Below are 21,932 nucleotides of genomic sequence, written 5' to 3'. Positions count from 1 at the left end.
GTGTTGCTTTGCCCGGCTTATTCCCGATCTTAACGACATGGATGATCTGCGCACCACGCTCGCCACCTTCTCGCCCGACGACCGCAAAGATTTCGGCCGCTTCATTCAGCGCCAGCGCAAGAAAACCAAAGGCCGCCTTGATGCGCGCCTCTACGAGCTGCTGCTCCACCAGCGCGCTTATTCCACCGAAGAGCTGCTGCACCAGTTGTACCCCGAGGAGCCGAACCCGGTGGCCTACTATGCCTTGCGCAAGCGGCTCATGCGCCACCTCACCGATTTCCTGCTGCTGCGCCAGCGCCAGCAAGATGCAACAGCCGCGGCCCCGGTGCGCGGGCAACTGACCCTGGCGCAGTATCTGTTTGAAGCCGGGGTGCCGCGCCTGGCCTGGACCACGCTGCGCAAAGCTGAAAAGCTAGCCCGCCAGAACGAGCAATACGAGCTGCTGAACACCGTCTACAACCTTCAGATTGCCAACGCCGACACCGCGCCCACCGGCGAAGAGCTAACCGACATCATCCGGCGTCGCAACCTCAACAAGAAAGCGGCCGACGAAGAAGAGCGCGCCAGTATCGCCAACAGCCTGATCCGGCAGCGCCTGCGGGAAGCGCGCACTCGCGGCCGGGGCGGCGAGGCCTTCGACACCATCATGCACGAAGTGCTGCGCGAGTATGAGCTGCTGGAAGCTTTCGCGCGGCGACCGTCGCTGCTCTACCGGCTCATGTCGATTGCCCGGAGCGCCATGCTCGTGCGCCGCGATTTTGCCTCGTTCGCACCTTTTATCATTCGCTGCTACCACCTGATGGAGAAGCGGCACGGCTTCGCGCCGGCCAATCGGTACTACCAGCTAGGTTTGCTGTACATGATTGCCCACGCCCTGTACCGCATCCGGCGCTTTGCTGAGTCGGTGGCGTATCTGGAACAGCTGCGCTGTGCGCTCTACACGGGCCCGCGCAGCCACTACGCCGATTTTCTGCCCAAATACACGTTTCTACTGGCCGCTAACTATGCATTTCTGCGGCGCAACGCGGAAAGTATTCAGTTGGTAGAGAGCTTGCTGAACAGCAACGAAGTGGTACTTTCCTCCCGCGACCAGCTCACGGCCCGGCTCGGTCTGAGTTTCCATTATTTTGCCGAAAGTCAGTTTCACAAAACCAACCAGATTCTCATCAGCATCGGCCGCTCCGACCACTGGTGCGAGCAGCAGATGGGCCTGGAATGGGTGCTGAACAAAAACCTAGGGGAGATGCTGACCCAGCTGGAACTGGGCAACTCCGACCTAGCCCTGAACCGCCTGCGCGCCATCGAGCGCATGGTGCGCGAGCGGTTCGCCGATGGTGGCGGCTACCGCTACGTGCTCAGCTTTCTGGCGCTGGTACGAGAAATTATTGACGACCCTGCCACGGCCACCCAGCCTGCCTTTGCCGAGCGCGTGGGGCAAATGCCGGCATTCCTGCCCCTGGAGCGCGAAGATTTACAGGCGCTTAGCTTTTACGGTTGGCTGCGCGCGCGCATGATGCGCAAGCCGTACTATGAAATTCTGCTGGAGCTAGCATGCGCGGCTCCTGCTCTTCAGAAGCTGTAATCGATACAAGTTGCGGAGTAGACAAACCTAGCCCCCACGGGGGCTAGGTTTGTCTACTCCGCAACTTGTATCAAGTAATGCAAAGAGCCCATCCTTGTCGTAAGAATGGGCTCTTTATCAATAAGAAATGAAGAAATTACTTCTTCTCAGGAGTTTCTTCGATCAGCTTGTCAGCTTCTTTGTTTTGCACAACGGCCGTGTCGCCGGGTTCCGTCGCCATGTCAGCTTTCACGCTGTCTACGGCGTTGCCAGCAGCATCAGCGGTGTTTTCGGCGGCGTTTTCAGTTGCGTTTGCAGCGTTTTCAGTGGCATTAGCAGCTTTGTCGCCATCGCCGCACGAGGTCATGGCGAACGTAGAGAAAGCGGCAGCAACAAACAGGGTCTTGAAGGAGATTTTCATGGCAAAAAGTAGAAGAGAGGTTCAATGGAAATTTCTCTTCATACCTAACCCAACAATAGGTAACCCGTTGAGCCCAGTATTTTACCTGCTGTTGAGCTTGGAGCAGGACCTAGGTCCGCGTGCGTAACGGCTTGTTTCGCAGTTCTTAACTTTTCCGTAGTGAAGCAAGTATATGAGGTACTCCTTTTAGCTAATGACTTTTGATTATGGACTCGACCACCCCCACGCCCCAAACGCCCCTTGTGCCATCCGTTCCACTTGAGGTAACTGATGAGCAAACCACTGCCCTGCTCGACGATACCGTTGGGTTGCTCAACGATGGTGTGCCGGATAAGGCAACACAGCGTGGTCTGGCCGAGGTAGACCGTTGGGAAGCCGTCCTGACGGCTTCCGAGCGGCCAGGGCTTGCCAAGATTATTCAGGAGCTGGCTACCCTGCGCGAGCAACTTATCGCTCCCAACACGCAGCCACACGAGCTAGCCGAAACCCTCGCTACCCTAGGTGCCGAAACCAACAAAGTAGCTGACGAAGCCAGCAATGGCTACACAGGCCCGCTCACGCAGCTAGGTAAATTGCTGATTAAGATGAGCAACGCGTTATCGCGGTAGAATTTGTTTGATTTTAAATAAAGAAGCCCCGTTCTGGTAAGAGCAGGGCTTCTTTATTTTTAAGTATTAAGATGTGGTTCGTTAATATTTTGTATTATAAAAAATTTTGATTAAGCATGTTGATAGATACTAGTAAATTTTTACTCGTCAATATCCTCGAATGTCAATGTGTCTTCTTTTTTGCTGACTTCTACTTTCCTATATGTTGGCGCGTATCCTTGTCCATTAGGCTCAAAGTACTCTCTAACAAGCTGAACTTCATCTTCATAGCTCTGAACTAATTTACTTCCCGTGTATCTATCTGTTGAATGTAGCAAATCGTCTTTAATATCATTTAATCCTTTGAAATCTGGTGAACTTTTGATCTGTTCTATGATGGCCTCTTTATCATCTCTAGAGATTTTCAATGTAAATGTGTGGTAATAGTCACCAATCCCCGATATTGATTTATTCTCTACAATTTCAAAAATTTCTCTTAGGTTAATGTCTTGTTCTGATAATAATTCTGCGGCGTCACTTTCTGTAAATAACTGATCTTCAAATGTGATGAACAAAATTAAAAGCAAAATACAAACACCAATAGATGAAGACAGGATCTTACCTAGCCTTTGATGACCTAGCTTCTTAGGTATCCAATAGAACAAAAAGATTAGCCCTGAACTTATAGACGCTATAATTACAAAAATGCTTAAGAAGTCCATTGTTGACAGTACATTCATATTGCTTCTGCAAGGCTGTTAATAGCTTCTAAGTAAAGCTTCGATAGAAATATAAACCTAGGTCAGGTAGTGTTGGGTTTATGCTTTACAGTCTGCGCCTGTGTGTCTGCTGTCTACTTTAACACAGTTCCTAAAGCAAGAAAAGCAAAAGCAACGCCGTACTTTTGCGCCTCTTTTGCTTTTCCTGTTGCTATGGCTATTCCTGCTCACCTCCAGTTGTACGATCCATTAGAAGGCATGCGCCTAGGTCCGCAGTATTGCTTTCTGTGCGGCGCGCCTACCGAGCCGCCGATTGATTCGGTGCCGGTGTTTGCCTACTGGCTTATGGACCGCTACGACCTGGCCGACCGGCAGATTCAGCTGCTCGATCAAAGCATCGTGACGTACCGCGACCTGCGGATTCCGTGCTGCCAGCACTGCCGCACGCACCACGTCGAGCCGTTGGAGGCGCAGGCCCAGCAAACGGCGGAGCTAGGTTTGGACGGCTGGCGCGCTTTATCGGCCAAAACGCTGTTTCTGTGGCTGGGTAAGATGTTCTACGGCGTGTTCATCACCGAGCTGCTCACGGAACTGAACCCATTGGTGAAGCCGCGCTACCCGCTGGCCGAAAACGCTCAGATGTTCCGCCGCTTCCACGCCTTCTTTCAAACGTTCCAGGCTCTGCGCGTACCGATTGAGTTCGAGGATTTTACGCCGGCTTCGCTATACATCCTGGAAGTAGACCCGCGGGAAGACACCATCTCATTCGAGTACGACGACGACCTGACCACTATGGTGTTCAGCATCAAGCTAGGTAACACCGTACTGATGGCGTGCTTCGCCGACAACGGGATTGTGAAAGACGCTATGCGCCGGGTAGTAGCCGACACGGCCCGCCCATTGCATCCAATTCAAATAGCTGAGTTTAAGGCCCGTGTGTACTACGGCGCCTACCTGTTCAACGTGGTTCCCGACTACTACGCCCGGCCCCTCAAGCCCGGCGACGACCACCTCGTGTACGATACGTTGATTGATGACATTACCAGCTCGGTTTTCAACCCGTGGGAAAACTCGGCTTATGGACAGTCGTTGCAGGAAATGTGGAAACGTTGGGATATTTCCTACAAAGCCATCATGCAAAATCCAGCGCAGCCACTGAGCTTTTTGTACGACGACCTAGGTCAGCCGCGCATTATGGATGCCTACGTGGCATCCTAGGTGAGTTGGGGAATGGCGCCAAAATATTTCGGCGCTACTTGTACTAATTGAAAGAGAGGTGCTTAGCTAGCCTGCCAGGTTGGCTCGGCTTCCTCTACCTTGCTGATGCGGACCTTGTCCCATTTGCCGTAGATCTGCTCGTGCTGGCCTACCAACAAATCGATGGTGCGGTGCAGGCGGCGGTTCATGGTGTCGTGGATGATGTAGGTGCCATCCAATTCGGCCGAAATCCCTTGCACGCGCACCGAGTCGCCGTAGCTGAATTTGCCGCCCCAGTCTTTGAGCATGTCCCGCGAGAGAGCCATCCAACGGTGCTTGCTGCTATGGTGCCGCGAGATGCGGGAGTTATCGGCGGTGATATGTGGCTCAGAATCAGTCTGTCGGGCTTGTGCCGAATATACTGTTGCGGTTACTTGATAGCTTGGGAGAGTGCTAGGGTGGTGAGCCGGTACCGGCTTCGGTACAAAAAGCGCCACCTGCCGCGGACTCAAGTGCGCGACGGTGGAAGGCAGCGCGGCTGCCGTTGGGAATACCTGCGGGGGGAAAAGGAAGGTTAAAACCAGTAGTGCAATAGACATGATGGTGAATTTGGTGAACTCTTCTTTCGTCCGAAGAGAAAGGACATTAGCCGAGCAGAACAAGCTGCCAAAAATGCACGCTGCTTACTAAGAAATGTTGCATCTGAACAGCCTTACGAGCGTGAAGTTCGCAAGTTAATAAAAAAAGTACCGACAAATAGTTTAAGAGTGCTATTGGCTACCAGCCAAGGTGCTCGTTTGGCTTATATTTTACTAAAAAAATTAGTATGAATTTCGAGGAGATGTGATACAAATCATTGTTTAAAGCCGAACAAGGCGCATAAGACTCCGTAGATGCTAAACCCAACCATCTCACGTAGATAGCTCTTTCTTTCCCCAAATTTTTATGCATCTTCACTCCCTCCCTACCGCTCCGGGCGTCGCTCGCCTGGTCGGAGGAGCTAGCCTGCTAGCCCTCCTGATTACCGGCTGCTCTTCGCCCTCACAGCCAACTGCACAGGGCTCCGAGGCCTCTACTACCACCAGTGCCGACTCCAGCAGCGAGGGTGCCGGCAACTCGCCGCTACAAGTAGTTGCTTCGCTGAAAGGGCCGCAGTTTGTCGGGGTAGCCGTGCTGCCGGATGGCCGCACGTTCCTCGACTTTCCCCGTTGGGATTATAACCCGGTGATGCCCATTGCGCAGCTCGGCAGCGATGGTTCGCTGAAACCGTACCCCGATGCAAACTGGTGCCTCTGGAATGAAACGGTCCGGAACGAGCCGCAGAAGCATTGGGTTTGCCCTCAAAGCGTGTACGCTGACCCCAGCGGGATGCTTTGGGTGCTCGATCCGGCTGCGCCGGGCCTGAAAGCCACAGTGCCAGGCGGCCCGAAATTGGTTAAGATCGACCCCAAAACCGATAAGGTGGTGCAGAACATCAGCTTCCCCGAAAGCGTTGCCTCGCGTAAGTCTTACCTGAACGACGTCCGGGTTGATACCCAACGCAACTACGCCTATATCACGGAGTCGGGCGTGGGTAGTCTGGTCGTCGTTGATCTTAAATCAGGAAAAGCGCGTCAGGTATTGGCAAAGCACCCGTCGATGCTAGGGGATAGTACCCTAGGTATCAAAGCCAACGGGCAGGAACTGGTGGATGCTACCGGCAAGAAGATGCAGTTCAATGCCGATGGCATTGCCTTGAGCCGTGATTTTCAATACCTCTACTGGAAGCCGCTTACCAGCTATAAGCTTTACCGCATTAAGACGGAAGCCTTGCGCAACGCAGCTCTTTCCGACGCGCAGCTGGCGCAGCAGATCGAAGACCTAGGTAAGGTGCCTGCCTGCGACGGAATGGAAATTGATGCCAACAATAACCTGTATCTGACGGCTTTTGAAACAAACTCCATCGTGCGTCGCACCCCTGATGGTAAGATCGAGACAGTAGCGCAAGACAAACGTTTGCAGTGGCCCGACACGTTCAGCTTCACCGCAGATGGTACGTTATATGTTACGAACTCGGCAATCCATAAAACGCCTACCTGGAATAAAGGAGTAGACAAGCAGAATCAGCCCTTCCATATTTTCAAGATGAGCTTGCCCAAATAGCTCATCTTTAACGTTTGAGGAAAGCGTTTTCTCACCCTTTTAAAGGCTTTTCTACTTTATTTTGTATAGATTGGCAGAGAGTATCAACCAAAAATAGAACAGGTAAATAGCATAATAGCTTTGATAATAAGGCGTATTCGTGAATGCGAATATGGGTTTTTGCCTTGTTGTACATTACGTTATTTTTGCTTCAGACTCACCCAGCTCCTCACCTATGGAAGCTTACTCTTATATCGCCAACGCCCACGGCGACTACATTGAACAGCTGTACCAAGCGTACAAGCAAAATCCGGAATCGGTCGACTTCGGATGGCGTAAATTCTTCGAAGGCTTCGAGTTTTCGCAGCAATATCCTGCTGACGGCGAGTCGGTTGCCGATGGAAGTGGTGCAGCACAAGCTGCGCCGGTCACTCGCAATGGCGCGGCAGCGCTTCAGGCCACTTCGGCGCAAAAGCAAGACTTTGGCGTTCTGAACACGGCGGCATCTACCAACAACGCCCAAGCTTCTGCCCAGACGATGGACGTGACGGTAGCCGATAAGGAAACGGCCGTTCGCAACCTGATTTATGCCTACCGCAGCCGCGGTCACTTGCTTGCCCACACCAACCCTGTGCGGGAGCGCAAAGACCGCAAAGCGCGCCTTGACCTAGGTAGCTTCGGCTTGTCGGAAGCAGATCTGGACACGCCTTTCCGCAATGGGGAAGTGATAGGCCTAGGTACCAGCGCCAAGCTGCGCGACATTATAGCGGCTTTAGATAAGGTGTACACGCGCAGCATTGGCTTCGAGTACATGTACATCCGCGACCCGCAGATTCTGGATTGGTTCCGGGAGAAAGTGGAGAAGGATTCGCTCAGCTTCAATCCCGGTACTGAGTACAAAAAGCGTATTCTGAAGAAGCTGAACGAAGCCGTTGTTTTTGAGAACTTCCTGCATACTAAGTTCTTGGGACAGAAGCGCTTCTCGCTGGAAGGTGGCGAAACAACTATCCCTGCCCTCGATGCTATTATTAATAAGGCATCGGAGCTAGGTGTGAAAGAAGTGATGATCGGGATGGCGCACCGTGGCCGCCTGAACGTGCTGGCCAACATCATGGGCAAAACCTACGAGCAGATCTTCTCGGAATTCGAGGGAACCGCCGTACCGGACCTCACTATGGGCGATGGCGACGTGAAGTACCACATGGGCTACAGCTCGGAGGTAGAAGCGGAGAATGGTCAGAAGGTAAACCTAAAGCTAGCTCCTAACCCTTCTCACTTGGAGGCAGTTAACCCCGTAGTGGAAGGTTTTGTGCGCGCCAAAATCGAGCACCAGTACAACGACGACTACCACCAGATTCTGCCCATCCTCATCCACGGCGATGCTGCTTTGGCTGGCCAGGGCATTGGCTTCGAGGTAACGCAGATGTCGCAGCTGGAAGGTTACAAGACCGGCGGTACCATCCACTTCGTTATCAACAACCAGGTAGGTTTCACGACTGATTTCGAAGACGCCCGCTCTTCGATCTACAGCACTGACTTGGCTAAGATCATCGACGCGCCGGTGCTGCACGTGAACGGCGACGACCCAGAGGCCGTGGTATTTGCCGTGCGCCTGGCTACCGAATACCGGCAGCAGTTCCACGCCGATATCTTCATTGATATGGTGTGCTACCGTCGGCACGGTCACAATGAGTCGGATGAGCCGAAGTTCACGCAGCCTACTCTATATAATATCATCTCGAAGCACCCCAACCCCCGCGAGGTGTACAATACCATGCTGGTGAACCGGGGCGACGTAGATGCCGAGCTAGCTAACCAGATGGACCGCGAGTTCCGCGACCTACTGCAAGCTCGCTTGGATATGGTGAAGCAGAAGCCGCTGCCGTATAACTATCAGGCGCTGGAAAACGAATGGCGCAGCCTACGCCGCTCCAAGCCCGAAGATTTCGACCAATCGCCTGCAACTGGCGTGAGCGAGGAAGTGGTGCAGAAAGTAGCCAAGGCGCTGACGACCATTCCGGAAGGCTTCAAGCCGATCAAGCAGATTGATAACCTGCTGAAGGAGCGTCGGAAGATGTTCTACGAAACGCGCAATCTGAACTGGGCCGCCGGCGAATTGCTGGCTTACGGTTCGTTGCTCCAGGAAAACCATATTGTGCGGGTGAGCGGCCAGGATGTGCAGCGCGGCACGTTCTCGCACCGGCACGCGGTGTTGCACGATGCCGAAACTTCGGCCCCGTACAACTCGCTAAACCACATGGAAGGCGAGCACCAGAAGCTCAGCATCTACAACTCGCTGCTGAGCGAGTATGGGGTGCTAGGTTTCGAGTTTGGCTACGCCATGGCTAACCCCACGGCCCTCGTAATCTGGGAAGCGCAGTTCGGTGACTTTGCCAACGGCGCTCAGACGATGATCGACCAATTCGTGGTGTCGTCGGAGAGCAAGTGGCAGCGCATGAACGGCATCGTGATGCAGTTGCCGCATGGCTACGAAGGCCAAGGTCCGGAGCACTCCAACGCTCGCCCCGAGCGTTTCCTACAGCTAGCTGCCGAGAACAACATTATCGTGGCGAACATGACCACGCCAGCGAACTTCTTCCACGCCTTGCGTCGTCAATTAGCCTGGAATTTCCGTAAGCCGCTGATTGTGATGTCGCCTAAATCGATGCTGCGCCATCCGTTGTGCGTGTCGCCGATTGAGGAATTCACGAGTGGTAGCTTCCGCGAAGTGCTCGGCGACGTGTACGCTGAGGATAAAAAGGTGAAGCGCGTGCTGCTGTGCTCGGGCAAAGTGTACTTCGATCTGCTTGAAGAGCAGCAGAAGTCGCAGCGCAAAGACGTAGCGATTGTACGCGTAGAGCAGCTGCACCCCTTCCCGCAAAAGCAACTCAGCGAAGAGCTAGCTAAGTATCCGAAAGCCAAGCTGTATTGGGTACAGGAGGAGCCGGAGAACATGGGTTACTGGAACTACATGCTGCGCTTTATGCGCCGCGAGCTGGAAGACGTAATTGCCCGCAAGCCCAGCGCTTCGCCCGCAACCGGCTACAACAAGGTGCACGTAAAAGAGCAGAAAGACCTGGTAGCTCGTGCTTTCGAAACAGCAACACCAGCTATTGAAAATGCGAAAGCAACCGTAGAGGAAGCTGACAAACACGTAGATGCTTAAAAGCTGTTTGGTAACCGCCCAACCATTCTCGATAACAGCGTTAGAGGCGGTAGGTACGCAAACCTAGGTTCGCGTACCTAACTCTCTCCTTACTCCCGAAACTTCTCAACCTACTCCCACTTATGGGTCTGGAAATTAAAATCCCCGCCGTTGGCGAATCAATCACTGAGGTGACCGTTGCCAAATGGCTCAAGAAAGATGGTGAAACTGTAAAGCGTGACGAAGTCATTGCCGAACTGGAGTCAGACAAAGCCACCTTCGAGTTGCCTGCCGAAGCAGATGGCACGCTGCAAATCCGCGTAGCGGAAGGTGAAACCATCAGCATTGGAACCGTCATTGCGGAAATCGGCGGAGCTACTGCTCCGGCTGCCGAAGCCGCTTCTGATAGTACGGCACAACCAACAGCTGCTCCTGCTACGCCCGCCGCTGACCCGATCAGCCAGGGTGAGCAAAACCCAATGGCCAGTGATCAGTCGGGCTACGGTGGTTCGCAGTCAGGTTCCGCTGATACGCCTACGGCCGTTGCTCCGGCCGCTGCGAGTGCTCCGGCTGGCAGCGCAACGAAGGAAATGAAGATCCCACCAGTAGGGGAGTCTATCACGGAAGTTACGGTGTCGAAGTGGCTCAAACCCGACGGCGCACAAGTGGCACAAGATGAAGTAATTGCCGAGCTGGAATCCGACAAGGCTACCTTTGAACTGCCTGCGGAAGCTGCCGGTACGCTGCGCCACGCCGTTGAGGAAGGCCAAACGATTTCTATTGGTACCGTAGTAGCGCGCATCGAAGGTGGTAGCGGTGTAGCCGCTGCCCCGGCTGCTGCGCCAACGGCTGCTCCTGCCAGCGCCCCCACTGCGGCAGCGGCTCCCGCTGCACCTAGCTCCGCTTCCACAAGCTATGCTACCGGTACTCCTTCGCCAGCCGCAGGTAAAATTCTGGAAGAGAGAGGAGTAGCTGCCAACAGCGTACAAGGCACTGGTCGTGATGGACGCATTACCAAGGAAGATGCGCTGAACGCTCAGCCTAGACCTGCTGCTCCAGCTCCGCAGCCAGCGGCTCCGGCACCGGCTGCTGCACCAGCAGCTGCCAGCGCACCGGTTACTGCTGGTGGCAACCGCAATCAGCGCCGCGAGCGGATGAGCAACCTGCGCAAAACTGTTGCCCGTCGTTTGGTTTCGGTTAAGAATGAAACCGCTATGCTGACCACTTTCAACGAAGTGGATATGCAGCCGATCATGGAGATGCGCAGCAAGTTCAAGGACAAGTTCAAGGAGAAGCACCAGATAGGTCTAGGTTTCATGTCCTTCTTCACGAAGGCTTGCTGCGTGGCCTTGCAGGAGTTTCCTTCGGTGAACGCCCAAATTGATGGTGGCGACATCGTGTTCAACGACTTCTGCGACATCAGCATTGCCGTTTCTGCCCCCAAAGGCTTGGTAGTACCGGTTATTCGCAACGCAGAGCAGCTTTCCTTCGACGGTATTGAGAAGGAAGTGGTGCGCCTCGCTATGAAAGCCCGCGACAACAAACTGACCATCGAAGAAATGACCGGTGGAACGTTCACCATTACCAACGGTGGCATCTTCGGGTCGATGATGAGTACGCCTATTATTAATGCGCCGCAGTCGGCCATCCTAGGTATGCACAACATTGTGCAGCGCCCGATTGCCGTGAACGGGCAAGTGGTGATTCGGCCCATGATGTACCTAGCGCTCAGCTACGACCACCGTATCATTGACGGTCGCGAATCGGTGAGCTTCCTGGTGCGCGTGAAGGAGCTTCTCGAAGATCCTACGCGTTTGTTGCTAGGGGTGTAATATGCGCTTTCCTTTTTTTCGTAGTCAAGGATGCCAATGCTCGTCATTCCAAGCGATTGACATGCAGCGGGAAAGTATCGAGACACGCATAAGAAAGACTAAACCAATTCTCAAAACGCTCATCCTCCTTGCTGAGGATGAGCGTTTTGCACTTAAACTCCTGCGTTGCTCAAGTTGTGGCCAATATTGGCAGACTGGGCGAGAATGGAATTTTGAGAATAGAGAATATGCTTTTCAAGTGCCTGAGATAACGCTTGAAGAATGGTATAAAGAGAAATATACCCAACCTGCCTCATGGATGATTTACTCGGTCATGATGCGTAACTACTTTGATCAGAATATATTTGAGGAGAGTGAGAACCCTTGCCGCGTAGAGGGTTGCTTGAGTCAGGCGGTAAAATTCAGTGGTGTTTGTCAACAGCATCATATTGAACAACTACAACGCGTAGGATTGCTGCCAAATAAACCTAGCGGGCGTCTATTTGCGCCCTATCTGTAGCAGCTTTACTTCAGCTCTTGCTATATGACTGGGCATCTGTACTACTGAGACGTGTAAAGACCTACAAACTAATATGATCTTTTCCATGCGGAACTCTACGACCCAAATTGCTATCCTTGGCAGTGGTAACATTGGTATTGCTTTAGCCAAAGGGCTGGTAAAAGCCGAAATTTTTGACCCTGCTCAGATTACCCTTACCCGGCGCAACAGCGCTGCGCTGGCGCCGCTGGCACAGGATGGCTACGCAACCAGCAGCGACAACCTAGCTGCCGTTGAGCAAGCCGATATTATTGTGTTGGCTGTGTTGCCGCAGCAGCTTAATAAGGTGCTCGATGGCATCAAAGCTAGCATCAACCCAGATAAGCACTTGATTATCTCCGTTATATCAGGGGTGAGCTGCCAGGACATCCGGCAGGAAGTAGGAGTGGCGGTGCCGGTGGTGCGTGCCATGCCTAACACAGCTATCAGCATCGGGCAATCGATGACGTGCGTGGCTAGTGACTGCGCTTCCGAGGAGCAGATGACCTTGGTGGAAGGGCTTTTCAATACCGTTGGAAGCACCATCCGCATTAATGAGGAACTGATGACTTCGGCTACGGCGCTGTGCGCTTGCGGTATTGCGTTCTTTCTGCGTTCTATTCGGGCGGCCTCGCAGGGCGGCACCGAAATTGGTTTTCACGCCCACGATGCGCTGAAGATGGCCGCCCAAACCGCTAAAGGCGCCGCTGACTTGCTGTTGCAGCTAGCTTCGCACCCGGAGCAGGAAATCGATAAAGTGACTTCGCCAAAAGGCTGCACCATTGCAGGCCTCAACGAAATGGAGCACAATGGCTTCAGTTCGGCCATGATCAAAGGTATCAAGCTGTCGGCGGAGAAAGCCGGCACGTTGTACAAAGAAGGCTAGGTTCTATGTAAGGCAGGAGTGAAGTTAGGCTACACTTCTGCCTTCAAGGGCGAAGAGCTCGGCTTTGATTCAGTTGCCCGTATTTTTGCCCGGCCACCTAATACCACGAGCCCCACGGCGGCCACAATCAGGGTAGCACCGCCGAGCATCTGTACGTTCAATACTTCATCGGCGAAGGCCCAGCCGAGCACCACGGCTACTACCGGGTTCACGAAAGCATACGTGCCTGCCAAGGCAGGCTCCACGGCCCGCAGCAGCCAAATGTAGGCGGTGAAAGCCAGCAAAGAACCGAACAAAACGAGGTATCCGAAAGCCAGCCACGACTTGGCGGTAACGTTGGCAAGCGTGAAGCCAGTGGCTTCCCCGTGCAGGAAACCGGCTACGAGCATCACCAGCCCGCCGCAGATCATCTGCATACCACCGGCCACGAAGGGCGAAGCCGATGCTTGCTTCCGCTTCGAGTAGAGCGAGCCAACAGACCACAGCACCGCGGCCGTCAGCACGCACCCGACGCCCATGGCTTTGTGCCCCGGCAGCGATACATGACTGGTACCAGGCGTGCTGGCCAGCAGGTAGACGCCCGCCAGACCTAGGCTCAAACCTAGGCTAACCCACAGCGTCGGGCGGGCCGATACGCCACTCAGCCAACCAAGTAGCGCCAGAAACATCGGCACGGTTGCGACCAGCAAAGCGGCTAAGCTTGAGGGCAGGTATTGCTCGCCGAGCGTCACGCCGCCATTTCCAAAAGCAAGCAGGCAAACGCCAATGATAAGCGCTGTTAGCCAATTGCTTGCAGTTGGCGCCGGAGTATCACCGCGCCACCACATAAAACCGTAGAGCAGCAACCCGGCAAGCAGGTGGCGGGTGCCCGCCATCAGCAAGGGCGGCATGCTCTCAATGGCGAACCGGATACCTAGGTAAGTAGATCCCCAAATAATATAAACCAGCGCGAAGGCCAGCAGGAGCGCTGCTTTGGAAGGTGGCGGGGTTGAGGTATCAGGCATACGGGAGCAGAAACGGGAAAATAGTCAAACAAGGAATGACATGTAGCGGGGCGAATTAGACATCGCGCATGCAATGCTAATAATCCATCGTCAGGGTTGCCACTGGGCAAACAAGCCAGGTGCTTTGGCTGACGGTTCTATCGTCTTTTTAGCCAGCCACAATGCAACCTAGATGCAGACATGCGGTCTGGTAAAAAGCAGTACCTTTTCCCACCGCCACCTAGCTTTCGTATATGCTCCGCGCATTTTTGTGTTATGCTTCGCTGCTCTTGCTACCTGTGCTGAGCAAAGCCCAACCCACCAAACCCACCACTACTCGCGCCGACTCACTCCGCGGCAACCTGACACCGCTGCGTACCTGCTACGACATCAACTACTACCACCTTGATGTGAAGCTAGACATTGAGCAGCAGTCGATTGCGGGTTCCAATCTGTTTCGTTTCACGGCCACGCAGGACTTCACGCGGCTGCAATTCGATCTGTTCGCTAACCTGACCGTGGAGAAGGTGCTGTACAAGGGGCAGCCGGTACCGTTCACGCGGGAGTACAATGCTGTATTTGTCACGTTCCCGCAGCCGATTCGCAAGGGGGCGAAGGATGAGTTCACAGTGCAGTATGCTGGCAAGCCCATCGTTGCCAAGAAAGCGCCCTGGGATGGCGGGTTTGTGTTCACGCAGGATACGCAGGGCAAACCGTGGGTGGCTACCGCCTGCCAGGGTCTGGGTGCCAGCGTGTGGTGGCCCACCAAAGACCACCAGAGCGACGAGGTCGACAGCATGCTCATCAGCATCACCGTGCCGAAAGGGTTGAAGGACGTGTCAAATGGGCGGCTGCGCAAAACTACTGTGCTGCCCGATGGCTCCACTCGCTTCGATTGGGCCGTGCGCAACCCCATCAACAACTACGACGTGGCCTTGAACGTGGGCGACTACCAGCACTTCAGCGACATCTACGACGGTGAGAAAGGCAAGCTGACGCTCGACTATTGGGTGCTGCCGGAGAACGTAGAGAAAGCCAAAAAGCAATTCGGCGCCAACGTGAAACCCATGCTCAAGTCGATGGAGCACTGGTTTGGGCCGTATCCGTTTTATGAAGACGGCTACAAGCTGGTGGATGCGCCGCACCTAGGTATGGAGCACCAAAGCGCCGTCGCCTACGGCAACCACTACCAAAACGGTTACCTAGGTCATGACCGCTCCGGCACGGGCTGGGGCGAGAAGTGGGACTTCATTATCATCCACGAAAGTGGGCACGAGTGGTTTGGCAACAACATCACCAGCAAGGACATAGCCGACATGTGGGTGCACGAGGGCTTTACTACGTACTCGGAAGCGCTGTTTGTGGAAAGCCTCTTTGGCAAGAAAGCCGGGCAGGAGTACATCTACGGGCAGCGCAAAAACATCCAGAACGACAAGCCTATCATCGGGCCGTACAATGTGAACCAGGAGGGTTCCAGCGACATGTACGACAAAGGCTCGGTGCTGCTGAACATGATCCGGACCATCGTCAACGACGACGAAAAGTGGCGCCAGGTTCTGCGGGGCCTAGGTAAGACCTTCTATCACCAGACCGTCACGACGGAGCAGATCGTCGGCTACGTCAACCAGCAAAGCGGCAAGGACCTGACCAAGGTTTTCGACCAGTATCTGCGCTACACTACGCTGCCCACGCTCGAAGTTCGCTTCCAGAAGGACAAAGCCGAGTGTCGTTGGGCCGCCGACGTAAAAGGCTTCAACATGCCCGTGCAGGTGCGCACCAAGGGCGGCACGTACCGCTTCATCACGCCGACTACGGAGTGGCAGCCGCTGGCCCTACCGAAAGTCACGAAGGAAAACCTGGAGGTAGATACCTTTGATTATTACATCAAAGTGGCTGCGCTGTAGGAACGCGCCACGGCGCGTTCGGCGTTGCACGACTTCTTGGAAAGGATAAAACCTAGGCTCCGACGTGTAATCAACGCAAACAAGTCGGATGCCGAACGCGCCGTGTCGCGTTCCTACAATGGGCGTTGATGCTTTTTTGATCCTGATGCGCCTTTTCCTGCGCCGCTTTGTTATAAAAAGAAGGGCTTAGCGTGCTGTTTGGCGTAGTCGGAGCAGAAAACTCACGATTTCACCATCTCACTATTTCACCGTTCGTAACTTTAGCCCCAATGATGCTCACCGAATTCTTTTTATCATGAATCAATACGACGTTACCGTCATCGGCTCCGGACCTGGGGGCTACGTGGCCGCCATCCGTTGCGCGCAGCTAGGCCTCAAAACGGCTATCATCGAGAAGTACCCGACCCTAGGGGGTACCTGTCTGAACGTAGGTTGCATTCCCAGCAAGGCGCTGCTCGATAGCACGGAGCACTACCATAATGCCCACACGACCTTCAAGGAGCACGGCATTGAGCTGAGCGACTTGCAGATCAACATGAACCAACTCATCGACCGCAAAAATGGGGTGGTGAAGGCGAACGTCGATGGTATTGCGTTCTTGATGAAGAAGAACAAGATCGACGTGCTGCAAGGCGTGGGTTCGTTCATCGATAAGAACCACATCAAGATTACGCCGACCAACGGCGGCGAAGAGCAGCAGATCGAGACCAAAAACGTCATCATCGCCACGGGCTCCAAGCCCACGGTGCTGCCCTTCATTCAGCAAGACAAGCAACGTATTATCACCAGCACCGAGGCCCTGAACATCCGTGAAGTGCCCAAGCACATGATCGTGATTGGTGGCGGAGTTATCGGGCTGGAAATGGCTTCCGTGTACGCTCGCCTGGGTGCCAAGGTATCCATCATCGAGTTCATGGATTCGCTTATCCCGACCATGGACCGTGCCCTCGGCAAAGAGCTGAAGCGCATCCTAGGTAAGATCGGCATCGAGTTCTTCCTGAGCCATAAAGTGACTGGCGCCACCCGTGAGGGCGACACCGTGACGGTAACCGCTACCAATCCGAAAGGTGAGGAAGTGAAGTTTGAGGGCGACTACTGCCTCGTGGCCGTAGGCCGCGTGCCTTACACCCAAGGCCTCAACCTGGAAGCCGCCGGCGTGCAGATGGAAGAGCGCGGCCGCATCAAGGTCGACGAGCACCTGCAAACCAGCGTGCCCGGCATCTACGCCATCGGCGACGTGATTCGCGGTGCCATGCTCGCCCACAAAGCCGAAGAAGAAGGCGTGTATGTAGCCGAAACCATCGTGGGGCAGAAGCCGCACATCAACTACCTGCTCATTCCCGGTGTGGTGTACACTTGGCCGGAAGTGGCCGGCGTCGGCTACACCGAAGAGCAGCTGAAGGAAACCGGCCGCGCCTACAAAGTGGGTTCGTTCCCGTTCCGTGCCTCGGGCCGCGCCCGCGCTTCTATGGACCTCGACGGCTTCGTGAAGGTGCTGGCCGACAAGCAGACCGACGAAATCCTAGGTATGCACATGATCGGTCCGCGCATCGCCGACCTGATTGCCGAAGGCGTAACCGCTATGGAGTTCCGCGCTTCCGCCGAGGACGTAGCCCGCATGAGCCACGCGCACCCAACCTACGCCGAAGCCGTGAAGGAAGCCTGCTTGGCCGCTACCGAGAACCGCGCGATTCATATGTAATTATCTGCTTGCAGTAAAACGCAAAAGAGGCGGCAGTTCCCAGGAGCTGCCGCCTCTTTTGCGTTTGGTAAGGAACCGGGTAGCCTCAACTGCCGCGGTAGGTGGAGTAGCCGTAGGGCGAGAGGGTGATGGGCACATGGTAGTGCGCGCCGTCCTTAATCTCAAACACTATCTCAATGAAGGGGTAGAATGACTGTTGCTTCTTGCTCTCGAAGTAGGGCTGGGTCAGGAAGGTGAGCTTGTAGGTGCCGGGTGTGCCGGTGGCGCTGGCCGAGGGTAGAAAATCGGGAATGCGGCCGGCAGCATCGGTTTTCTTCTCAGCCACGGTGGTCCACGTTTTTTGCGCGGCATTGTACTGGTGCAAGCGCACCGTTACGCCGGGGGCCGGCTGGCCCGTGCTGATGTCCAGGATGTGGGTGCTGAGTTGGTTTTTGGCTGGGGTGGCCTGCGCCAGACCCAGCAGGGGCAATAAGCTCAGCAGGCAAATAAGGAGGGTTTTCAATTTGCAAAAGGCAATAGGTGGAAAAATAACCGCTATCAGTCGGGAGCCGCTTAAGAGCGAAGAACACTGGCACTACCTAAATGTTAAGTGGCGCGGACAGCTCAGGGCATGGTAATGTTGGCTTCGGGCAGCGCGGCAGCTTTGCCAATCAGGTCGGCGTTGTCAGGGCTGCTCCCATCTGGCGCTGCTCCTAGCTGGCGCGAGCTTGCAGCTCGTGCCTAACATGGTGTGGAGATTGTATCTCCACTGCCGCGCAGCGGCAATGCGGTATTGCTCCGAAGATTGCCTGGGTAGAGCCTAGGTCTGAAAACCGGAGGCGCAGCCTCCAGGCATGTGAGGCACGAGTTGCAAGCTCGCGCCAGCGCAGGGCGCTACTGCGCCAGCCAGCGCTTTTCGCGCCACGCCTGCTGCTGCTCGGCAGTCAGATACGTCCAGGCCACGATGCGGCTGACCTTCTGACCTTGGGCCATGTTGATGGTGCGCACCTCGGCGGCACCTAGCTTTTGCAGCGACTTATACAAGCCGGGCAAGGTTTCTTTCTTGGATACCAGCGCCGTAAACCAGAAGCACGTGTCGCGGAACAGCGCGCTTTCTTCCGCCAGGCGCCACAGGAAGGTAGCTTCGCCGCCAGGGTACCACAACTCGCCCGGTTTGCCGCCGAAGTTTGGGGTGGGAGCGGGGCCTTTGTTGGTACCTAGGTTCTGCTCTTTGCGCCGGGTGCTGGCTTCGGCCTCCGCCTGCGAACCATGAAACGGCGGGTTGCACATCGTCAGGTCGAATACCTCCTTGGGCTTCGTGACGCCGATAAAGATGTTGGTGGACGAGGGTTGCAGGCGCAGCTCCACCGCGCCGGTCAGTCCACTATTGCTGGCTACAATCTGCTTGGCTACCCGAATGGCAACCGGGTCTACATCCGTACCGATAAAGCGCCAGCCGTATTCGTGGTGCCCAATGATGGGGTAGATGCAGTTGGCGCCCACGCCCACATCGAGCACCCGAATGCGCTTGCCCGTTACCACCACGCCGTCGTTCACGGAGCCGAGCAGGTCGGCCAGGTAGTGCACATAATCGGCGCGGCCGGGAATAGGCGGGGCCAGGTAGCCGGCCGGAATATCCCAGAGCTGAATGCCGTAGAACTGCTTCAGCAAGGCCTTATTCAGGACTTTCACTGCATCAGGATTCGCGAAATCAATGCTGGCATCGCCGTGCGCATTCACGGCCACAAACGAACCTAGCTCCGGCACGCTCTGCGTGAGCTGCGCGAAATCGTAGCGGCCGCGGTGGCGGTTGCGCGGGTGCAGGCTGTCCTTTTCGTCGGCGGTATCTTTGGGGGGCTGAGACATGCAATGGGGCAACTCATAGATGGTGGAAAGCCGCCAAAGCTAGCGAGAGTTGCCGCATTATCGCGCCAAATCCTTTCATACCTTCAATCCTCATCCAAGCAACAAAGTCGCTAAACGGTGAAGGCGTTAGTTGCTCTTGTTAGCAGCAACTGATGTGGGCGCATAATGCTCGCCTGATACTTCGGAGCTAGCAGAATTCTTATCTGGATCTTTCCCCTTAGTTATACCTCCCCAAACAATGACGCAGGAAAAGAAACATATTATAAATAGCGTTACATTCTGCAAGATAAAAGCCCAGAGATATCGTGGGCTATACCAGGGCCCGCGAATTATTTTTTCGTGAGTAACAGTCTCTCGCCTCAGACCTGTATCAACGCTTATTCTAATAGCGCAATCGTCACTTAATTTCATTAAGGCACAAAGATGCCGGTTGACTTCATCCATTACTATTCTATCAACTCTGTTCCTGCGTTGTATACCCTTCTGATAGAATAAGTGGACGAAAAATAAAATGGCTAAACCGATTGTCCAGAAGTATTGCTGTATAGAAACTAACTTAATGTTAAAGTTAATCAAAGCGGCGCTAGAAAGCCCTATTAATGTTATCATGCCGAAGAATACTTTCCATTCATGCTCTCGTCTGACATTGAATAAGCTCAGGTGTTTGTCGTAAATAAAACGCAGCTCCTCTGATAGCTGCTTACGATCTTCTGAACTGACATAAGTGGGTGCGTGGCACATAAAAATGTGTTTTATTGGTTTGATAATATTTTTCTAAGTGTTGCATTGGTTCGCCACTGAGTCTTGTGTTAATTGAAAATTAGTCAATTAATTATAGGAGACCATATAAATATTTTTATTTCATTGTAGTGCTAAAAATATTTTACATAGCAACAGGGGAAACGCCGAACGTACTTGACTCAAGCTACTTTATAGAATCATACAGCCGGGCCATCTCAATCAAAGGGTTATGGCCTAGGTAGTCGCGGCAAGGCGTGTTGTACTTGGTGTTAGGCTTGCGCTTCACGTCTTCGGGCTTGCCACCCAGTGGGTTATAAAACTCCCAAATAGTGCCGGTGCGCTTGAATTGCTTCGCCGAGTCATCCAAAGCCTTTTCCAGGATGATCTTGGCGGCATCTTTTCGGCCGTAGTGCAGGCAGCCGCGGGCGGCCCAGTACGCCATGCTGTTCCAGGCCGGACCGCGCCACATGCGCAGCTCAAACTTCGGGTCGCGCCGCCCGACGGTAGCAATCGGGTGGTCCGTCAGGAATACGGTTTTGTTGAGTAAATACTTGTCGATGTATTGATTGGCTTGCGCTGGCGTCGCAGCGCCCGTCACAACGGGCCACATGCTTTCGAAGGGCAAGTTGCGGAGCGCCGGGTCTTTCACGGCCCAGCTATCGTAGAACATGCCATCGGCTGGCACATACAAGCCGGTCTGGATGAAGGTGCGCAAGTCGGTGGCGCGCTTCTCGTAATAGCGCGCATCAAGACCTAGCTGCCTGGCCCATTGCGCCGCAATTTGGTAGAGCGCATACACATGGCTGGTTGCATCGACGCAGGCCAGAGGGCCCTTCGCCACTTCATCGAAGCGAATGCCCTCATCAACGCCGCTTTCCCACTTTTTCAGCAGGATGTCGTTGTAGAAAAAGCCTTCACCTTCTGCCTTGCGGTTGTTCTCAAACCACGCTATCTGCCGAATCAGCGGCGTGTAGAAGGTTCGGATAACGGCGCTGTCTTTGGTCAGCCGCACGTAGTCCTGCACGGCCAAGGGCCAGAGCGGCGGATGCCCCTGCGTCGTCTTGTTCCACGTCACCGAGTCGCGCTTCGACAGGCCGCCCGGCATGTAGATGGAGCCCGGCAGCAGCCCATTCGGCTCCTGATTTTTGATGTCGTTCAGCAGCTGATGTAGCGCGTGCTCCGGGTACGAGGGCAGCACGTCGATAATCTCATGCACCACATCCCAGTGCCCGAAAGCATTGCCGTACACGTAGCCCGGGCCTAGGTCTTCCCATTCATAGTCGAAGGGCCACGTGGCCGGATGGGTGCCTTTCTGGTGTAAGCTGGCCACGTAGGCTAGCATGGGCCGCCACGCTGGTTTGCCGGTCCGGGAAGCGTTGGTGGTGAGCTGCTGCCAGCTACCGCCAGCGGCCGGCAAGCTGCTCCTGGCGGGCTGGGGCGCTTGAGCAGCTAGGTTCGGGCAGAGCGCCGCCGTGAAAAAAACCAAAGCTAGGTAGCGTATCCAAGTGATTGTTCTCAAGGCGGTTGGGTGGATAGGAGGTGGAGAGTGTGACGGCACCGTGCGGCACGGCCGGGCCGACCGCACCAACTACGATGCCTGGTAAATTACAGAAAGTAAGGCGACAAATTCGACGACTTCGGGCGGGTAAAGCAGGCCGGAACCTAGGTTCTGTGGCCGCCCCGAGCCATTCTGCCTGCTGAGCTGTTTAAACTGCCACGCTCGTTATTAATCTTATGATACTGGCCACGGTTGTGCTTGCACGCGAATTGC

17 protein-coding genes are annotated in these 21,932 nt (G+C 54.6%); 10 read left to right on the top strand and 7 right to left on the bottom strand.

Annotated features, from left to right (window positions below):
* Window positions 1-37 precede the first annotated feature (37 nt).
* Window positions 38-1,582, top strand: a complete 1,545-nt coding sequence (locus IEX74_RS04510) for a hypothetical protein (RefSeq protein ID WP_188811461.1) — start codon at window positions 38-40, stop codon at window positions 1,580-1,582.
* A 136-nt stretch (window positions 1,583-1,718) separates the two neighbouring features.
* Here the strand turns inward: IEX74_RS04510 and IEX74_RS04505 are convergent, their stop codons facing one another.
* Window positions 1,719-1,982 (bottom strand): hypothetical protein, encoded by a 264-nt coding sequence (locus IEX74_RS04505; protein WP_188811458.1) that lies wholly within the window; start codon window positions 1,980-1,982, stop codon window positions 1,719-1,721.
* 206 nt (window positions 1,983-2,188) lie between these two features.
* Between IEX74_RS04505 and IEX74_RS04500 the strand changes: the two genes are divergently transcribed.
* Window positions 2,189-2,590 carry a hypothetical protein gene (locus IEX74_RS04500; protein WP_188811457.1) on the top strand — a complete coding sequence of 134 codons (402 nt, stop codon included), beginning with the start codon at window positions 2,189-2,191 and terminating at the stop codon, window positions 2,588-2,590.
* Between the two features lie 140 nt (window positions 2,591-2,730).
* Here the strand turns inward: IEX74_RS04500 and IEX74_RS04495 are convergent, their stop codons facing one another.
* On the bottom strand, window positions 2,731-3,144 hold the full coding sequence (locus IEX74_RS04495; RefSeq protein ID WP_229755118.1) for a hypothetical protein: 414 nt from the start codon (window positions 3,142-3,144) through the stop codon (window positions 2,731-2,733).
* Between the two features lie 357 nt (window positions 3,145-3,501).
* Here IEX74_RS04495 and IEX74_RS04490 point away from each other — a divergent pair, with 357 nt between their 5' ends.
* On the top strand, window positions 3,502-4,506 hold the full coding sequence (locus IEX74_RS04490; RefSeq protein ID WP_229755117.1) for a hypothetical protein: 1,005 nt from the start codon (window positions 3,502-3,504) through the stop codon (window positions 4,504-4,506).
* A gap of 62 nt (window positions 4,507-4,568) precedes the next feature.
* Here IEX74_RS04490 and IEX74_RS04485 read toward each other — a convergent pair whose 3' ends face one another.
* On the bottom strand, window positions 4,569-5,084 hold the full coding sequence (locus tag IEX74_RS04485) for an RlpA-like double-psi beta-barrel domain-containing protein (protein WP_188811453.1): 516 nt from the start codon (window positions 5,082-5,084) through the stop codon (window positions 4,569-4,571).
* A 346-nt stretch (window positions 5,085-5,430) separates the two neighbouring features.
* On the opposite strand from IEX74_RS04485, the gene IEX74_RS04480 reads away from it, so the two are divergent.
* The 5 genes from IEX74_RS04480 (at window position 5,431) to proC (ending at window position 12,986) form a co-directional block, all read left to right on the top strand.
* The gene (locus tag IEX74_RS04480; protein ID WP_188811451.1) at window positions 5,431-6,627 is read left to right on the top strand and encodes an L-dopachrome tautomerase-related protein; all 1,197 of its coding nucleotides are present in this window, start codon (window positions 5,431-5,433) and stop codon (window positions 6,625-6,627) included.
* A gap of 214 nt (window positions 6,628-6,841) precedes the next feature.
* Entirely contained in the window at window positions 6,842-9,772 is a 2,931-nt protein-coding gene (locus tag IEX74_RS04475; protein WP_188811449.1) for a 2-oxoglutarate dehydrogenase E1 component, read from the top strand.
* A gap of 122 nt (window positions 9,773-9,894) precedes the next feature.
* The gene (odhB, locus tag IEX74_RS04470; RefSeq protein ID WP_188811447.1) at window positions 9,895-11,583 is read left to right on the top strand and encodes a 2-oxoglutarate dehydrogenase complex dihydrolipoyllysine-residue succinyltransferase; all 1,689 of its coding nucleotides are present in this window, start codon (window positions 9,895-9,897) and stop codon (window positions 11,581-11,583) included.
* 1 nt (window position 11,584) lies between these two features.
* Window positions 11,585-12,082, top strand: a complete 498-nt coding sequence (locus IEX74_RS04465; RefSeq protein ID WP_188811445.1) for a hypothetical protein — start codon at window positions 11,585-11,587, stop codon at window positions 12,080-12,082.
* Window positions 12,083-12,167: 85 nt separating this feature from the next.
* The gene (proC, locus tag IEX74_RS04460; RefSeq protein ID WP_188811443.1) at window positions 12,168-12,986 is read left to right on the top strand and encodes a pyrroline-5-carboxylate reductase; all 819 of its coding nucleotides are present in this window, start codon (window positions 12,168-12,170) and stop codon (window positions 12,984-12,986) included.
* Window positions 12,987-13,015: 29 nt separating this feature from the next.
* Here the strand turns inward: proC and IEX74_RS04455 are convergent, their stop codons facing one another.
* The gene (locus IEX74_RS04455; protein WP_188811441.1) at window positions 13,016-13,990 is read right to left on the bottom strand and encodes an EamA family transporter; all 975 of its coding nucleotides are present in this window, start codon (window positions 13,988-13,990) and stop codon (window positions 13,016-13,018) included.
* Window positions 13,991-14,223: 233 nt separating this feature from the next.
* Here IEX74_RS04455 and IEX74_RS04450 point away from each other — a divergent pair, with 233 nt between their 5' ends.
* Complete coding sequence (locus tag IEX74_RS04450; protein ID WP_188811439.1) at window positions 14,224-15,873, top strand: M1 family metallopeptidase; 1,650 nt, start codon at window positions 14,224-14,226, stop codon at window positions 15,871-15,873.
* A gap of 295 nt (window positions 15,874-16,168) precedes the next feature.
* Window positions 16,169-17,575 (top strand): dihydrolipoyl dehydrogenase, encoded by a 1,407-nt coding sequence (lpdA, locus tag IEX74_RS04445; RefSeq protein ID WP_188811437.1) that lies wholly within the window; start codon window positions 16,169-16,171, stop codon window positions 17,573-17,575.
* An 85-nt stretch (window positions 17,576-17,660) separates the two neighbouring features.
* On the opposite strand, the gene uraH is transcribed toward lpdA, so the two are convergent.
* From uraH to IEX74_RS04430, 3 genes are all read right to left on the bottom strand, one after another.
* On the bottom strand, window positions 17,661-18,077 hold the full coding sequence (gene uraH / locus IEX74_RS04440) for a hydroxyisourate hydrolase (RefSeq protein ID WP_188811436.1): 417 nt from the start codon (window positions 18,075-18,077) through the stop codon (window positions 17,661-17,663).
* A 371-nt stretch (window positions 18,078-18,448) separates the two neighbouring features.
* Entirely contained in the window at window positions 18,449-19,420 is a 972-nt protein-coding gene (gene rlmF / locus IEX74_RS04435; protein ID WP_188811427.1) for a 23S rRNA (adenine(1618)-N(6))-methyltransferase RlmF, read from the bottom strand.
* 925 nt (window positions 19,421-20,345) lie between these two features.
* Window positions 20,346-21,680, bottom strand: coding sequence for an MGH1-like glycoside hydrolase domain-containing protein (locus IEX74_RS04430; protein ID WP_188811425.1), 1,335 nt, complete (start codon window positions 21,678-21,680; stop codon window positions 20,346-20,348).
* Between the last annotated feature and the right edge of the window lie 252 nt (window positions 21,681-21,932).

Source organism: Hymenobacter cavernae (genome assembly GCF_014641455.1).
In the GTDB taxonomy this organism is placed as follows: Bacteria; Bacteroidota; Bacteroidia; order Cytophagales; family Hymenobacteraceae; genus Hymenobacter; species Hymenobacter cavernae.
The sequence above is the reverse complement of the archived record's forward strand: the minus strand, read 5'-3'. Positions and strand labels throughout refer to the sequence as shown.

Bases quoted from the DNA above. Each gene is read 5' to 3' on its own strand.
- IEX74_RS04510 (WP_188811461.1), top strand. From the start codon at position 38: ATGGATGATCTGCGCACCACGCTCGCCACCTTCTCGCCCGACGACCGC.
- IEX74_RS04505 (WP_188811458.1), bottom strand. From the start codon at position 1,982: ATGAAAATCTCCTTCAAGACCCTGTTTGTTGCTGCCGCTTTCTCTACG.
- IEX74_RS04500 (WP_188811457.1), top strand. From the start codon at position 2,189: ATGGACTCGACCACCCCCACGCCCCAAACGCCCCTTGTGCCATCCGTT.
- IEX74_RS04490 (WP_229755117.1), top strand. From the start codon at position 3,502: ATGGCTATTCCTGCTCACCTCCAGTTGTACGATCCATTAGAAGGCATG.
- IEX74_RS04485 (WP_188811453.1), bottom strand. From the start codon at position 5,084: ATGTCTATTGCACTACTGGTTTTAACCTTCCTTTTCCCCCCGCAGGTA.
- IEX74_RS04480 (WP_188811451.1), top strand. From the start codon at position 5,431: ATGCATCTTCACTCCCTCCCTACCGCTCCGGGCGTCGCTCGCCTGGTC.
- IEX74_RS04475 (WP_188811449.1), top strand. From the start codon at position 6,842: ATGGAAGCTTACTCTTATATCGCCAACGCCCACGGCGACTACATTGAA.
- odhB (WP_188811447.1), top strand. From the start codon at position 9,895: ATGGGTCTGGAAATTAAAATCCCCGCCGTTGGCGAATCAATCACTGAG.
- IEX74_RS04465 (WP_188811445.1), top strand. From the start codon at position 11,585: ATGCGCTTTCCTTTTTTTCGTAGTCAAGGATGCCAATGCTCGTCATTC.
- proC (WP_188811443.1), top strand. From the start codon at position 12,168: ATGCGGAACTCTACGACCCAAATTGCTATCCTTGGCAGTGGTAACATT.
- IEX74_RS04455 (WP_188811441.1), bottom strand. From the start codon at position 13,990: ATGCCTGATACCTCAACCCCGCCACCTTCCAAAGCAGCGCTCCTGCTG.
- IEX74_RS04450 (WP_188811439.1), top strand. From the start codon at position 14,224: ATGCTCCGCGCATTTTTGTGTTATGCTTCGCTGCTCTTGCTACCTGTG.
- lpdA (WP_188811437.1), top strand. From the start codon at position 16,169: ATGAATCAATACGACGTTACCGTCATCGGCTCCGGACCTGGGGGCTAC.
- rlmF (WP_188811427.1), bottom strand. From the start codon at position 19,420: ATGTCTCAGCCCCCCAAAGATACCGCCGACGAAAAGGACAGCCTGCAC.